The sequence below is a fragment of the Mesoterricola sediminis genome, from assembly GCF_030295425.1.
Classification (GTDB): Bacteria; Acidobacteriota; Holophagae; order Holophagales; family Holophagaceae; genus Mesoterricola; species Mesoterricola sediminis.
In genome coordinates, this window is record NZ_AP027081.1 from 86,284 (window position 1) to 99,924 (window position 13,641).

Genomic DNA, 13,641 nt, shown 5'->3' on the forward strand with positions numbered 1-13,641 from the left:
CCGGCCCGTCCTGGAGTCCCCCATGAAGACCCTCCTCCTGCTCCCCCTCGTCGTCGCCCCCCTCGCGGCCCGTCCCGCCGACCCCGCCCAGCAGGTCCTGGACCACGCCAAGGCCCGGGTCGCCGCCATCGCCAAGGCGCGGGCGGCCTGGATCGAGGCGGGCAACCCCTCCCAGGCCTTCCGGCCCGAGCTGGGCAAGGACCTGGCCCAGGCCGCGGCCCGCCTCGCCCGCGAGAAGCGGCCTCCTGTCCGCCGGGCCCTCCTGGTCACGCGGCTCCTCTTCCGGAAGCTGGCCCGGGAGCTGCCCTCGGCCGGGGAACTCGCCGACGTCCGGCGCGAGGTGCCCGCCACGGATCCGGCCTGGACCGTGGACCTGGGCCTCCTGGGCGCCGCCGAGGGATGGGACCCCCAGGCCTTCGGGCCCTACGTGGCCCAGGCCCGGGCCGCCCACCCCGACGGGGCCCTCCGCCGCCACCTCCTCTTCAGCCACTTCACGGACATGATCGACACCAGCACGGAGCAGGACTGGCGGCCCTCGTACGCCATGCTGCTCAAGGACTTCCCCGACAGCCCCGAGGCGGCCAAGGCCCGCGCGCGCCTGGACAGCGAGTCCCTCACCGCCGTGGGCGCCCCGGCCCCCGCCTTCGACCTGCCCAGCCTGGACGACCCCGACCAGCGCCTGACCCCCGCGACCTTCAAGGGGGGCTACGTCCTCGTGGACTTCTGGGCCTCCTGGTGCCCGGACTGCGTCCGCGAGATGCCCGGCATGCACCGGGCCTGGGCCCGCTTCAAGGAGAAGGGCCTGGCCATCCTCAGCCTGAGCCTGGACCGGAAGGCGGAGCACATCGCCAAGTACCGGGCCGTGGGCGAGACGCCCATGCCCTGGCGCCACGCCTTCCTGGAGGGCGGCTGGAAGAACCCCGTCTGCGCGGCCTGGGGGGTGATGAGCATCCCCAAGCCGGTGCTGGTCGGCCCCGACGGGCGCATCGTCGCCAGCGGCGCGGACCTCCGGGGCGAGGCCCTGGAGCGGACCCTCGCCAAGTTCCTCGAGCCGCGGTAGGGATCTCCGGCGGGATCAGACCCAGGGGCCGGTCTCCTGGCGGAGGCCCATGTCGGGGAGCTCGTTCTCCTTGAACATGAAGTGGCTCGCGTTCCAGCTGCCGCAGGCCTCGCAGCGGTCCACGTAGTCGGGGGTCTTCTGGCCGCAGACGCTGCACTCGAAGCGCTGGCGGAGGATCCCCAGGTTCCGCAGGAGCTGGCGGTACTCGTTCAGGGCCTGCTCGTTCCGGCCCCGGCGGGCGTGGATCTTGGCCATGAAGAAGAAGAGGATGGGGGAGTAGACCACCTGGGTGCGCACCTCCTGGAAGAGGACGAGGGCCTCGTCCAGGATCTCCAGGCGGTACAGCATCTTCCCGAGGAAGAACTTGGCCGTCGTGGTGAACTCGCTGGTGGCGGCCACCCGGCGCAGGACGCCGAGGCCCTCGTCGGGCTTGCCGCTCTGGATGTAGAAGTCCTCCAGCTCCTGGAGGAGGGCGCCTTCGCCGGTGGTGCGGAAGCCCTCCAGCCAGATCTCGATGCCCTGGGGCTCCTGGTCCTGGAGGATCATGCAGCGTCCCAGCGACAGGTAGGCGGGGACGAAGTCCGTGTCCTCCTTGAGGATCTGCTGCAGGATCGGCACGGCCTCGCGGAACTGGTCGGCCTCGATCTTGTTCATGGCGACCTGGTAGAGGAGGGCGGTGCCCTGGGCGCGTTCCTGGGCGTTCACCTCCTTGACGAAGCGGCTCACGAGGCGCTTGTGGACGTCCAGCGCCTCCTCCCAGCGTCCCGCGTCCATGTGCAGGGTGCGCAGCTTCCGGAGGGCCCGGAGGCCCTGCTTGGGGTGGTCGCCCGCGAGGCGCTTCAGGAGGGAGGTGGCCCCGTCGGGGTTCCGGTCGGCGACGAGCGCGTCGGCGAGGAGGTAGTGGAACTCCACGTCGTCGGGATGGGTCAGGCACCAGGCCTCCAGGTGCTTCACCGCCGTGTCGTACTCCCCGAGCTTCATGAGGGCCTCGGCCAGGAGGAGGTTGGCGGCCTCGTGGTCGGCGCGCTCGCGGATGACGCTCTCCAGCACCTGGCGCGCGTGGCCGGGGAGGCCGTGGGCCAGCAGCTCCCGGGCCTCGTGGAGGAGGCTGGAGAGGCGCTTGCCGGCGCGGGTCGCGGCGGAGGCGTTGATGCCCTTCACGAAGCGGCTGAGCTCCATGATCCCCGTGTAGAGGATGTTGAGCACGAACCCCAGCAGGAAGGCGCCGATGAGGAGGGAGGAGACGCGCACGCTCGCGTCGCTCCACAGCATCACGTCCAGGCCCAGCACCGCGGTGTTGCGCATGTAGACGTAGCCGACCGACATCAGCGCGAAGGCGATGAGGGCGATGAAGAGGAGGTTGATCAGGCGCATGACGTGTCCTCGGTCCTGGGGGCCCAGTTTGGCATCAATCCGCGCCTCCGGGATGCTCGTCCAGCCAGGTCCGGACGGCCTTGAGGTCGCCCCAGACGGCCGCGCGCACCTCCTGGGTGTACTGCCGGAGCACGTAGGCGGGATGGAAGGTCGGCATCACCGGAATGCCCCCCAGCATCTCGAGGCGCTGCCACTGGCCCCGGATTCGGGTGATCCCGGCCTGGACGCCGACCAGCTCCCGGAGGGGGGTCGCGCCCAGCGTCACGATGACCTGGGGGCGCACCAGCTCGATCTGGCGCCGCAGGTAGGGGAGGCACCGCTGGGCCTCGGCGGGGGTGGGGGTGCGGTTGTCGGGGGGGCGGCACTTCACCACGTTGCAGATGTAGACGTCCTCCCGGCGGAACCCCATGGCCACGATCATCTTGTCCAGGAGCTCCCCCGCGCGGCCCACGAAGGGCCGGCCCTGGAGGTCCTCGTCCCGGCCGGGACCCTCGCCCACGAACATGAGGCGGGCCCGGGGGGACCCCTCGCCGAAGACGAACTTCATGCGGTTGGAGCCGAGCGGGCAAGCCAGGCAGCCCCCGGTGCACGCCTCCAGCGCCGCCAGGTCCGGCGCGGCCTGCACGGCCTCCGGGGAGGGCCCGGCCCCCAGGGGCGGGGCCGCCGGGGTGGGGCGGGGCGGGACCGGCGCGGCCTTCACAGCGGGGGTGGGAACGGGCGAAGCCTTCCCGGCGGGGACGGGCGCCGCCTGGATGGGGGGGATGTCGGGCGCGGCCGGGGGTTGGTAGGGTGGAGGGATGAGGCCCACCACCCCCAGGTCCTGGAGGGTGTCGCGCCAAGGGTGGAGAAGCCCGGTCATGGTCCTAGACTAACCAATTCCGGCCATGGGACCACGAGCCGGGGAACAAATCTCCCTTTTGCAGCATTCCAGCCACGGAGCCATGCATGGAGCCGTTCAATCCGCCGGACCTCCCCTTCGGGGAGAACGCCGACTTCCACGAAATCTTCAGTGCCCTGTATCCCCGCCTGGTGAGCTACGCCCGGCGGTACGGAGCCACTTACCCGGAAGATATTGCCCAGGAAGCCTTCGTCATCCTCATGCAGCGGGAAACGCCCGTGGAGCATCCGACGGCCTACCTCTATGGCACCGTCCGCACCCTCTCCCTCACCGAGCGCCGTCCCCTCAAGAACCAGTCCATCAGCCTCGAAGCCGTCATGGAACAGGGCAAGGGGCCGGACGCGGACGACGAACTCCTGAGCCAGGAGGTCCGGGAGCGCATGAAGACCCTGTCCCCCACATTCCGCGAGACCCTGTGGCTCTTCGTGGTCGAGGACCTGTCCATCCGCCAGATCGCGGATATCCTGGACATCCCCGAAGCGACCGTGAAGACCCGCATCCATCGCGCGAAGGCCCATCTCAGGAACCAGCTCAATTCATCCGGATCATCGGGAGGCCTCCATGTCCTGGCTTGACCCCCAGCGCAGTCAAGAATCCGCAGAGGACACCCTGCTCCGGGAGGAGCTCCGGGCGCTCCTGGGCTTCCAGCCCCGGAACCTCTTCGAGACGGAGCCCACGCCCGAACTCATCGCCCTGGCCGAGGACCTCCGCCGGGAGGCCCGGCGCCGGAACCGCACGTCCCGGAAGCAGACCCACTGGATGCTCATGGCCGCGGCGCTGCCCCTGGCCATCGCCTTCGGCGGGGTGGGGCTCTGGGGCCTGAGCCAGAAGAACAAGGCCGACGAGCTGGCCACGGCCATCACCCGCCAGGAGGCGGAGATCACGCGCCTCGCCGGCGTCGTCAAGCAGCTGGGGACCACCTCCCCGGAGGCGAGCCGGGCCCTCAATCCGGCCCCCAGCCTCCTGGCCGTGAAGGACCAGCCCAAGGCGAAACAGCCGAAGGGCAAGGAGCTGGTGATCCCCGTGGACAACCCCGCCAGCGTCGTTCCCCAGGACACGCAGCGGGTGAAGGCCCACTGACGCGACGGTTTCCAACCCGGTAAGATGGGGGCAGGAGCGCCGCCATGTCCACCGGAATGGAACTACTCATCCTCCTGTGCTCCGCCTTGGCCGCCGCCTTGGCGGGCATGGCCGTGTTCAGCAACAGCCGTCCGCCCGATCCCCGCGTCAATCAGGTCATGGACGAGATGGAGGAGCTGAAGGGCCTGCTGAACCAGATGCAGAAGTCCATCCTCCAGCTGGAGCGCAAGTTCGACAAGGATGCCAAGGACGGCCGGGCCGAGCTCAAGGACGTCCTGGAGCGCGTCGGCGACCGCATCGACAAGCGACTGACCGAGATCAGCAACCTCTAGGCAGGGCCCTCACCCCGCCTGGGTCGTGACCGGCGGGGTCCAGCCGCGCTCGTTGAGGAGGCGGACGCCCATGATGCGGCTCAGGCGGAAGGTCATGACCTCCTGGTGGAGGTGGCAGAAGCCCCGCAGGTGCTCGCCGTCGACGCCCTGGGGGGTCACCTTGCGGAGCTGCGGCCGGTGGGCCGCCAGCGGCAGGTAGGTGAGTTCCACCATGAGGTTGTAGCTGGCCGCGTATTCGATGATCCGCTGGGTCTCCTCGGCGGCCTGGGCCCCCATGCCCATGTGGAGCATGGGCACGCGCCGGCGGACCTCCTGGTAGAGGTTGGGGTCCTCGGCCTGGATCCGCTGGAGCGCGGCGTGGATGATCTGGCGGACGGGGTCCAGGTGGTGGTTCATGCCCTGTTCGTCCACGAAGGAAAGGCAGGCCAGGGACCAGAGATACAGGGACTCGTCGCCGTCGATGCTCACGGGGAGGAAGCGGCCGGGCTTTGGCAGGAAGCCGGCCTGCTTCAGGAGGGCGAAGGCATTGCCGGGGCCGTTGGCCTCCAGGACCGTCTCGGAGATGCGCTGCAGATTCAGCGTGGCCAGCTCGGGCCGAAGCATGAGCTCGTCGGCCAGGGCGGCGCTGCGGGCCCGCACGAGGCGGCAGCCCTGCTGGACCTCCACCTCGCCCAGGCGCCGGGCCAGGTCCTCCAGGAGCTGGGCCAGGGGCTGGGGCACCGCGGCGGCGGGGGCGCCGAGGAGGCCGTTCATCTCCTCCAGGGTCAGGCCGGTGTCCAGCGCGCGCACGAGGGTGTCGGAGCCGATGCGCAGGGTGACCATGGCGTCCAGGATCTCCACCTCGGCCATCTGGGCCACGCGCAGGAGGCGGTGGGGGTTCTGCACCATGGGGGTCAGCACCTCCAGGGTGGGCTGGATGACCAGGGGCTGGTCGGCCTGGAGGAGGGTCCAGTGCGGCTCGGTGCCGCGGTGGTCCCGGAGCAGGTACTCCTGGGCGAGGGCCTCGCCGTGGGCGCTGAGGCGCACGTGCTGGCCCGAGGCGTCCAGGTCCACCAGGCCCATGCGGCCCAGGAAGGGCAGGAAGACCGTCTCGGTGCGCCCCGCGTCCAGGGGATGGAGGGTCTGGAGGAAGGCCAGGAAGGGCTTCACGGCCAGGACCTGGCCCCGGCGTTCCAGCAGGTGCTGCATGAAGAAGGTCCGGTCATCGGCCGGGGGCATGTTCCAGAGCTTGAGGTCGTGCTCCAGGAGGATGGCGAAGGCGCGCTCCGGCACCCAGCGCGGCGCGTGGCTGAGGACGGCGGGCAGCAGGGTGTCCACCCGGCCCTCCCGGTTCCACAGCAGGCCCAGGCGGTGCAGGAGGCCGAAGACGAGGGTGGCGTCCCGCTCGTCCTTGAGCATGGCGTTCCGGAAGAGGAGCTGGGTGAGCTCCTTCTTGGCGGGAAGGCCGCCCTTCAGGACCCGGATCCCGCCCATGCAGCGGAGCAGCACGGAGGTGAGGGCCAGGGCGAAGCCGTAGGGCTGCGCGGGAATCAGCTCCACGTCGGGGCCGGCCTGGAAGCAGAAGGCCGCGTCGTCGAAGTCGGCCAAGGCATCCGCCACCCGGCCCGGCACCACCCACTGCCCCGCGTGGGGCAGGATGAGGCCCAGGGTCAGGAGCTCCTCCTGGAACGCGGGCTCGGGCTGCCGCTCCGCCTCCGCCAGGGCCTTGAGGCAGGCCAGCTTGGCCGCGTCCAGGTCCAGGAGCGTGTTGGTGAGCTGCTTGTTGTCCTCCAGGTGGAAGACCATCGTCTTCAGGAGCCGCGTGCGCCCCTCGGGGCCCTCCTGCCAGTACTGGGGCACGGGCAGTTTCCGACGCTGGCAAATCGCCCGCAGCTGGTCATCGGAACAGTTGCATAGGAGCTGATAGTGCGAAGGGGCCATGGTTCCTCGCAAAGGGGGGGGCCGATCCGGGATGACCGATCAGTTTCTCATGAACGTCACAGTCGCGTCATGGGGAAAAAGAGCGGCCCCCCTCAAGAGGATCTCCCACGTTGACCCGGCAGGGATCTGGACCTAGGCTCAAGCTTTTGGACGTGTACGCGTGATCGCCCTACGCCCGGAAAACCCCCTGATCGTCCAGAGCGACCGGACCCTGCTCCTGGAGGTGGCGCACCCCCGCTTCGAGGAGGTCCGGGACGACCTGGCCCGGTTCGCGGAGCTCGTGAAGTCCCCGGAGCACATCCACACCTACCGCATCACCCCCCTCTCCCTCTGGAACGCGTCCGCCTCGGGCGTGTCCTGCGAGGAGATGACCGCCACCCTGGAGCGCTGGTCGAAGTATCCGGTGCCCCAGAACCTGCTCCAGGAGATCCAGGACCACGGGACCCGCTACGGGCGCCTGCGCCTCGTGCAGCGGGGGGAGCGCCTGGCCCTGGAGATGGACGACCGGGGCCTCTTCTACGAGCTGGAGAACCAGCGCAGCCTGCAGGGCCTCCTGGCCGAGCCCTACCCCGACCAGCGGGGCATCTTCCTGGAGGAGGGCAAGCGGGGCGAGGCCAAGCTCCAGCTGATCCGCCTGGGCCACCCCGTGCAGGACATGGCGGGCTTCAAGCCGGGGGACCCCCTGCCGTTCCGCCTGCGGGACACCCTGGCCGGGACGGGCCGACCCTTCGGGTTGCGGCCCTACCAGCAGGCGGCGGTGGACGTGTTCCACGCCGGGGGCGGACCGGAGGGGGGCGCGGGCGTCCTCGTGCTTCCCTGCGGCGCCGGCAAGACGGTCATCGCCATCGGCTGCATGGCCCGGCTCCAGACCCACACCCTCGTCCTCACCACCAACGTCACCGCGGTCAAGCAGTGGAAGCAGGAGCTCCTGGACAAGACCGACCTCCGGGACGACCAGATCGGTCTCTACACCGGCGACACCAAGGAGATCCGGCCGGTGACCATCGCCACCTACCAGATCCTCACCTACCGGAAGAGCAAGGGCAGCCCCTTCGAGCACTTCAAGCTCTTCCAGGCCGCCAACTGGGGCCTGGTGATCCACGACGAGGTGCACATGCTGCCCGCGCCCGTCTTCCGGGCGGTGGCGGAGCTGCAGGCCAAGCGGCGCCTGGGCCTCACCGCCACCCTCGTGCGGGAGGACGGCAAGGAGGAGGACGTCTTCTCCCTCATCGGTCCCAAGCGCGTGGACGTGCCCTGGAAGACCCTGGAGAAGGACGGCTTCATCGCCACCGCCCACTGCCTGGAGATCCGGGTGCCCCTGCCCAGCGAGGAGCGCATGGCCTACGCGGTCGCGGATCAGCGGGCGCGTTTCCGCATCGCCTCCGAGAACAGCCTGAAGCTGAACGTGCTGGACGAGCTGCTCGCCGGCCATCCGGAGGACAGCATCCTGATCATCGGCCAGTACCTGGAGCAGCTCCGCATCATCGGCGAGCGCCTCGAGGCGCCGGTCCTCACGGGCCAGACCCCGGAGCGGGAGCGGGAGGACCTGTATCGCCGCTTCCGGGAGGGGGCCCTCCGGATCCTCATCGTGAGCAAGGTGGCCAACTTCGCCATCGACTTGCCGGACGCCAGCGTGGCCGTCCAGGTCAGCGGCACCTTCGGCTCCCGCCAGGAGGAGGCCCAGCGCCTGGGCCGCATCCTGCGCCCCAAGGGGGTCCGCAACGTCTCCTACTTCTACAGCCTCATCAGCCGGGACACCTCCGAGCAGGAGTTCGCCCGGAACCGACAGCTCTTCCTCACCGAGCAGGGCTACCGCTACCTCATCGAGAGCCGCAGCCTGGGCGAGGACGGCCTCAGCGAGCCGGCCGTGTGGAAGGGCCTCCTGGCGGAGACGGGGCACCCCTGATCAGCGCGCCCGGAGCAGGAGGGGGACCAGGAGCTGGCTGAGGGGCAGGGCGTAGAGGCCGGCCACGACGTCGTCGGCCACGATGCCGGCCCCGCCGGGCAGGACCTGGATTTGCCGGACGGGCCAGGGCTTCCAGATGTCGAAGAGCCGGAAGAGGAGGAAGGGCACGCCCAGGTGCACGGCCAGGGTCCAGGGCCCCGGCGCCGCCAGGGCCCCGGCCGCCTCCCACCGCACGGCCCAGAGGGCGATCCACACCCCCGCCCACTCGTCGGCGACGATGTAGCCCGGGTCCTTGTCCCCCGTTTCGGCCACCACCCGGTCGGAGGCGGCGATGGCCAGCCCGGTCATGGCGAGGGGGAGGGCCAGGAAGACCAGCTCCCCGAGCCAGGCGGGAGCGCCGTGGACCGCGCGGGCGAAGGGGACCCAGGCGAGGAGGGCCGCCAGGCTGCCCCACGTGCCCGGGGCGGGCCGGAGCCGGCCCGACCCCAGGCCCGTGGCGGCCCACCAGGCCCAGCGGGGGGCGGCGGTCCCGGCCACCTAGCCTTCCACCACGGTGGGATCGGCGACGATGCGGCCGTTGAAGCTGTTGGCGATGACGCAGTACTTGTGGGCCTTGTGGAACATCTCGGCCACCTTGGCGTGGTCGGTGCCGGGGGCCACGGTGATGGTGGGCCGGAAGGTGACGGCGGCCACCCGGCTCACCCGGTCCACGGTTTCCATCGTGGCCTCGGCGGTGCCGCTGAAGCCCCGCACGTCCAGGCGGGTCTTGGCGGCCAGGGCCAGGAAGGTGAGCATGTAGCAGTTGGCCAGGGCCCCGGCGAAGAGGTCCTCGGGGTTCCAGCAGGCGGGGTCGCCGCCGAAGGCGGCGGTGCTGCTGGCGGGGATGGCGGCGCGGCCCCCCGGCTTGGTCAGTTCGGAGACCCGGCCGTAGGCGGGATCGGCCGTGCTGCCGCGCCAGGTGATGGTGGTGGAAAGGGCTTCGGACATCAGGTCCTCCAGGCACCCGTAGTCTAGGGTGTGTTCGTAATCTAGGATAGTAATGGCTAATACCCATCCGTGCCGGAGCATGGAGGAGCTGGAAGAGTGAGTCTGTGCTGCAGTGCCTGATGGCGCCGCGCATTCGCAGCATCCTATTGGAACGCGGAGGCGCGGAGGATCTCGCTGAGGCTCGCGGAGAAAGGATCAAGCCCACAAGCCCCCTCCACTCGATATCCAGGAAAACCTCCCGCTTCACCTTATGGCCGGCCAGTCTCAGGGAGTGCGCCAGACAGACCTTGTAGGGATCTTCCAGGAGTCCGTGCCCCAGAGCCTTCTGGATCTCGATGGCCTCCCCGATGATGGCCTGGGTGATCTCCTTGTGCGGATGATCCTCCCCGTCGACCTCTCCCCAATGCCTTCCCATCACGCCTCCCGTTGGGACGTGTCATTGGGAGGTGGCAGGTTCCAGGAGCGCTTTCCTCCGCGACCCTCTGCGAGATCCTCCGCGCCTCCGCGTTTCATAGGATCAATGAGGATCCGGAACGCTTGTCACCCTCCGCTCATAGCCTCAGCCAGATCACGATGCAGGCCAAAGCCACCTGGGCTGAGAAACTTCGCGCCGTTTTGTCGAACCTGGTGGCCAGCGCCCTGAACTGTTTGAGCTTGGCGAACCCATGCTCGATGGCATGGCGGGCCTTGTATAGGTGTGAGTCCCAGGCCGCCGGATTCTTGCGCCGGGGATGAGGTGGGATGACGGCTGTCGCACCCATGGCCTCGATCGCCTTCCTTACCGGGTTCCCATCGTAGGCCCGATCTCCGAACACGTACTCTGCCTGCCAACCGCACAGCAATCCTTCAGCAGACCGGCTTTCATGGGCTTGCCCCGGAGTGACCAGGAAATCCAAAGGATTACCGTGGGCATCGCAGATCAGATTCCGAACACAGCCTAGTGCAGCGTCCGCAAAGTTGCCTGAATCATCCGAGGGGAGCGGCCGCGGCACCCGTGCATCCCCCGGAACGCGGGAACGGGCTTTCAGCCCCGGGCCCGGACCTGGGCCTCGTAGCGGGCGACGGCCGCCTCCGCCGCGCCGGCCTCCACCTCGCCGACCAGGTCGTAGGCGTGGCCTTCGGTGATGCGCACCTGCTGGATCGTGCCGGGCCGGACGTCGCCGCCCACGATGAGGACGTTGCCGTCCACCTCCGGCGCCTGGCCCCGATGCCGGCCCTTGAAGACCAGGTCGGTCTCCTCGTGGGTGCCCTCCACCAGGACCTCCAGGATCCGGCCCTCCAGGGCGCGGTTCTTCTCGCGGCAGATGCGCTGCTGGAGCTCCATGATGCGGCGCTTGCGGCTGGCCTTGACCCGGGCGGCGACGGGATCGCCGAGGGGGGCCGCCGGGGTGCCCTCCTCCAGGGAATAGGTGAAGACGCCCACGTGCTCGAACCGGGCCTCCTCGATGAAGCCGCGGAGCTCGTCGAAGGCGGCGTCGTCCTCCCCGGGAAAGCCGACGATGAAGTTGGAGCGCACGAAGAGGTCCGGCACGATGCGCCGGGCCTTCTCCAGGAGCTTCAGGAAGGTCTTCCGGCCGCCCCCGCGCGCCATCTGGCGCAGCACCCGGGCGTCGGCGTGCTGGAGGGGCATGTCCAGGTACTTGGCGCAGGCCGGCGTCTCGGCCATGGCGTGGAGGAGGCCGTCGGTGAGGCGGTTCGGGTAGGAATAGTGGATGCGGAACCAGCGCAGGCCCTCCACGGCGCCCAGGGCCCGGACCAGCTTCTCCAGGGCGTCGGGGTCGCCCAGGTCCCGGCCGAAGTCCGTGGTGTCCTGGCCGACGAGGTTGATCTCCAGGACGCCCTGGGCCACCAGGTTGCGGGCCTCGGCCACCACCGAGTCCACGGTCCGGCTGCGCTGCGGGCCCCGGATGGCGGGGATGGCGCAGAAGGCGCAGGCGTGGTCGCAGCCCTCGCTGATCTTGAGGTAGGCGGAGGGCCCGGGGGTGGTCAGCATGCGGGGGCTGGCCTCGTTGTAGAGGTAGGCAGGGTCGCGCTCGGGTTCGAAGAGGCGGTCCCCCGCCCCCAGCACCTCGGCGATGTGCTCGATGTCCCGGGTGCCCAGGCAGGCGTCGATCTCGGGCAGGTCGGCCAGGAGCTGGTCCCGGTACCGCTCGACCATGCACCCGGCGACCACCACCTTCCGGCAGACGCCCGTCTTCTTGTACGAGGCGGCCTGGAGGATGGCGTCGATGCTCTCCCGCTTGGCGGACTCGATGAAGCCGCAGGTGTTGACCACCAGGATCTCCGCCTGGGCGGGATCGTTGGTGATGGTGAAGCCCTTCAGGCGGAGATGCCCGAGCATCACCTCGCTGTCCACCAGGTTCTTGGGGCATCCCAGGGACATGAATCCGACTTTCGCCATCCCGACTCCTTGACCCTCCAGGATACCTGCAAGGATGCTAGACTCGGCACTCGAGAGAGTCCGCGCCATGTACATCATCCTGCTGGTGGAAGGGGCCCGCCAAACGGTCGAGCTAACGGGGGACGGTGTCACCGTGGGCCGGGGCGAGGCCGCCGGGATCCGCGTCTGTTCCAACGCCGTGAGCCGGGTCCACGCCCGGCTCTTCGAACGGGACGGCCAGGTGTACGTGCAGGACATGAAGTCCATGAACGGCACGACCCTCAACGACGCGCCCGTCCTGGAGCCGACCCCCCTCCGCCCCGGGGACACCATCCTCCTGGGGGAGGTGCCGATCCAGTGGCTGGCCGAGGCCGTGCCCGCGCCGGCCGGCTCCCTGACCACGAGCACGGCCCGCCCCCACGCCGAGAACCGCATCGAGATGGAGGAGCGGGCCTTCGACACCTCCGGCAGCATCATGGTCCCCCACACCACCCTGGAGGACCTGCTGGCTCGGCACCCGGCCGAGAAGGCCCCCGCGGAGGTGGAGGCCCTGTTCCAGCGCCTGGCGGCCATGGCCGGCAAGCTCCTGGCCGCCGCGGGCCTGCCGGAGCTCCTGGATTCGGTCATGAGCCTGGTGACGGCCCAGATCCGCTGCCAGCGGGGGTTCATCCTCCTGACGGACCCCGCCGGGGAGCTGGTGCCCGAATACGTGTGGGAGGAAAAACCCGGCGCCATCACCACGCCCATCAGCCGCACCATCGCCCGTACGGCCATGAAGGACAAGGTGACCATCCTCACCACGGACGCCCGGGTGGACCCGCGGTTTTCCGCCGGAGAGAGCATCAAGATCCACGGCATCTCCTCGGCCCTCTGCGCCCCCCTCATCGTGGAGACCCAGGCCCTGGGGGTCATCTATCTGGAGGCCAGCCTCAGCAAATCGGGGTTCAAGCGGGAGGACGAGCACCTCCTCTCCGCCATGGCCAACTTCGCGGCCGTGGGGATCCAGCGCGAGCGCGAGACCCGGTTCCGCCAGAGGCTGGAGCGCTACCACAGCCCCCAGGTGGTGGGGGAGATCCTGCGGTCCAGCCAGAACCTGGACGCCCCCATCCTCCAGGCCCGCCGGTGCGAGATCACCGTCCTTTTCGCCGATATTTCGGGTTTCACCCGCATGTCGGAGGGCATGGAGCCCCTCCGGCTGGCCTCCATCCTGAACCGGTCCTTCGAGGCGCTCACCGACCAGATCTTCCAGCGGGGGGGCACCCTCGACAAGTACATCGGCGACGCCATCATGGCCTTCTTCGGCGCCCCGGCCCCGGACCCCGACCACGCCCGCCACGCCGTGGAGGCCGCCGTGGCCATGCAGCAGGGGCTCCGGGCCCTGAACGGGTGCCGGCCCGAGGGCTTCCCCGAGCTCCGGATGCGCATCGGCATCAACTCCGGCGAGGCCTTCGCCGGGGACATCGGCTGCGAGAAGCGCATGGACTACACCGTCATGGGCTCGACGGTGAACCTCGCCAGCCGCCTCGAGAGCAGCGTGGCCCGCCCGGGCCAGATCGCCATCGGCCCACGGACGGCTCAACTTATTCAGATGCAAGGTTTGGAACAGCTCGACCCGGTCCTGGTCAAGGGCATCGACCACGAGATCCGGCCCTTCCTGGTGCCCTGGGGCTGACCCGGCCTTTTCTTGGACAGCGCCCCCGGCGG

13 protein-coding genes and 1 pseudogene are annotated in these 13,641 nt (G+C 69.7%); 6 read left to right on the forward strand and 8 right to left on the reverse strand.

Annotated features, from left to right (window positions below; genetic code table 11):
• Nucleotides 1–22 precede the first annotated feature (22 nt).
• A complete protein-coding gene (locus R2J75_RS00360) occupies nucleotides 23–1,060 on the forward strand; it encodes a TlpA family protein disulfide reductase (protein ID WP_316410866.1) in 1,038 nt (345 codons plus the stop codon).
• A gap of 15 nt (nucleotides 1,061–1,075) precedes the next feature.
• On the opposite strand, the gene R2J75_RS00365 is transcribed toward R2J75_RS00360, so the two are convergent.
• Nucleotides 1,076–2,434, reverse strand: a complete 1,359-nt coding sequence (locus tag R2J75_RS00365) for a tetratricopeptide repeat protein (RefSeq protein WP_243334738.1) — start codon at nucleotides 2,432–2,434, stop codon at nucleotides 1,076–1,078.
• Nucleotides 2,435–2,468: 34 nt separating this feature from the next.
• Nucleotides 2,469–3,293, reverse strand: coding sequence for a uracil-DNA glycosylase (locus tag R2J75_RS00370; RefSeq protein WP_316410867.1), 825 nt, complete (start codon nucleotides 3,291–3,293; stop codon nucleotides 2,469–2,471).
• A gap of 86 nt (nucleotides 3,294–3,379) precedes the next feature.
• On the opposite strand from R2J75_RS00370, the gene R2J75_RS00375 reads away from it, so the two are divergent.
• From R2J75_RS00375 to R2J75_RS00385, 3 genes are read left to right on the forward strand one after another with little or no spacing between them, the layout of a single operon-like run.
• Complete coding sequence (locus tag R2J75_RS00375; RefSeq protein WP_243334736.1) at nucleotides 3,380–3,907, forward strand: RNA polymerase sigma factor; 528 nt, start codon at nucleotides 3,380–3,382, stop codon at nucleotides 3,905–3,907.
• The gene (locus tag R2J75_RS00380) at nucleotides 3,894–4,412 is read left to right on the forward strand and encodes a hypothetical protein (RefSeq protein WP_243334735.1); all 519 of its coding nucleotides are present in this window, start codon (nucleotides 3,894–3,896) and stop codon (nucleotides 4,410–4,412) included. The genes R2J75_RS00375 and R2J75_RS00380 overlap by 14 nt, the downstream gene beginning before the upstream one ends.
• 44 nt (nucleotides 4,413–4,456) lie before the next feature.
• Complete coding sequence (locus R2J75_RS00385) at nucleotides 4,457–4,744, forward strand: hypothetical protein (RefSeq protein ID WP_243334734.1); 288 nt, start codon at nucleotides 4,457–4,459, stop codon at nucleotides 4,742–4,744.
• A 9-nt stretch (nucleotides 4,745–4,753) separates the two neighbouring features.
• On the opposite strand, the gene R2J75_RS00390 is transcribed toward R2J75_RS00385, so the two are convergent.
• A complete protein-coding gene (locus R2J75_RS00390) occupies nucleotides 4,754–6,583 on the reverse strand; it encodes a helicase-associated domain-containing protein (RefSeq protein WP_243334733.1) in 1,830 nt (609 codons plus the stop codon).
• 241 nt (nucleotides 6,584–6,824) lie between these two features.
• On the opposite strand from R2J75_RS00390, the gene R2J75_RS00395 reads away from it, so the two are divergent.
• Nucleotides 6,825–8,570, forward strand: coding sequence for a DNA repair helicase XPB (locus R2J75_RS00395; protein ID WP_243334732.1), 1,746 nt, complete (start codon nucleotides 6,825–6,827; stop codon nucleotides 8,568–8,570).
• On the opposite strand, the gene R2J75_RS00400 is transcribed toward R2J75_RS00395, so the two are convergent.
• From R2J75_RS00400 to rimO, 5 genes and pseudogenes are all read right to left on the reverse strand, one after another.
• Nucleotides 8,571–9,107, reverse strand: a complete 537-nt coding sequence (locus R2J75_RS00400; protein WP_316410869.1) for a phosphatidylglycerophosphatase A family protein — start codon at nucleotides 9,105–9,107, stop codon at nucleotides 8,571–8,573.
• Nucleotides 9,108–9,557: an OsmC family protein gene (locus R2J75_RS00405; protein WP_243334728.1), complete on the reverse strand. Its 450-nt coding sequence runs from the start codon at nucleotides 9,555–9,557 to the stop codon at nucleotides 9,108–9,110.
• A gap of 220 nt (nucleotides 9,558–9,777) precedes the next feature.
• Nucleotides 9,778–9,972 (reverse strand): annotated as a pseudogene (locus tag R2J75_RS19765) (GxxExxY protein); the annotation flags it as partial.
• Between the two features lie 136 nt (nucleotides 9,973–10,108).
• Nucleotides 10,109–10,549, reverse strand: a complete 441-nt coding sequence (locus tag R2J75_RS00410) for an IS5 family transposase (RefSeq protein ID WP_316410870.1) — start codon at nucleotides 10,547–10,549, stop codon at nucleotides 10,109–10,111.
• Between the two features lie 32 nt (nucleotides 10,550–10,581).
• Entirely contained in the window at nucleotides 10,582–11,958 is a 1,377-nt protein-coding gene (gene rimO / locus R2J75_RS00415; protein WP_243335152.1) for a 30S ribosomal protein S12 methylthiotransferase RimO, read from the reverse strand.
• A gap of 67 nt (nucleotides 11,959–12,025) precedes the next feature.
• Between rimO and R2J75_RS00420 the strand changes: the two genes are divergently transcribed.
• Complete coding sequence (locus tag R2J75_RS00420) at nucleotides 12,026–13,609, forward strand: adenylate/guanylate cyclase domain-containing protein (protein ID WP_243335151.1); 1,584 nt, start codon at nucleotides 12,026–12,028, stop codon at nucleotides 13,607–13,609.
• Nucleotides 13,610–13,641: the final 32 nt, after the last annotated feature.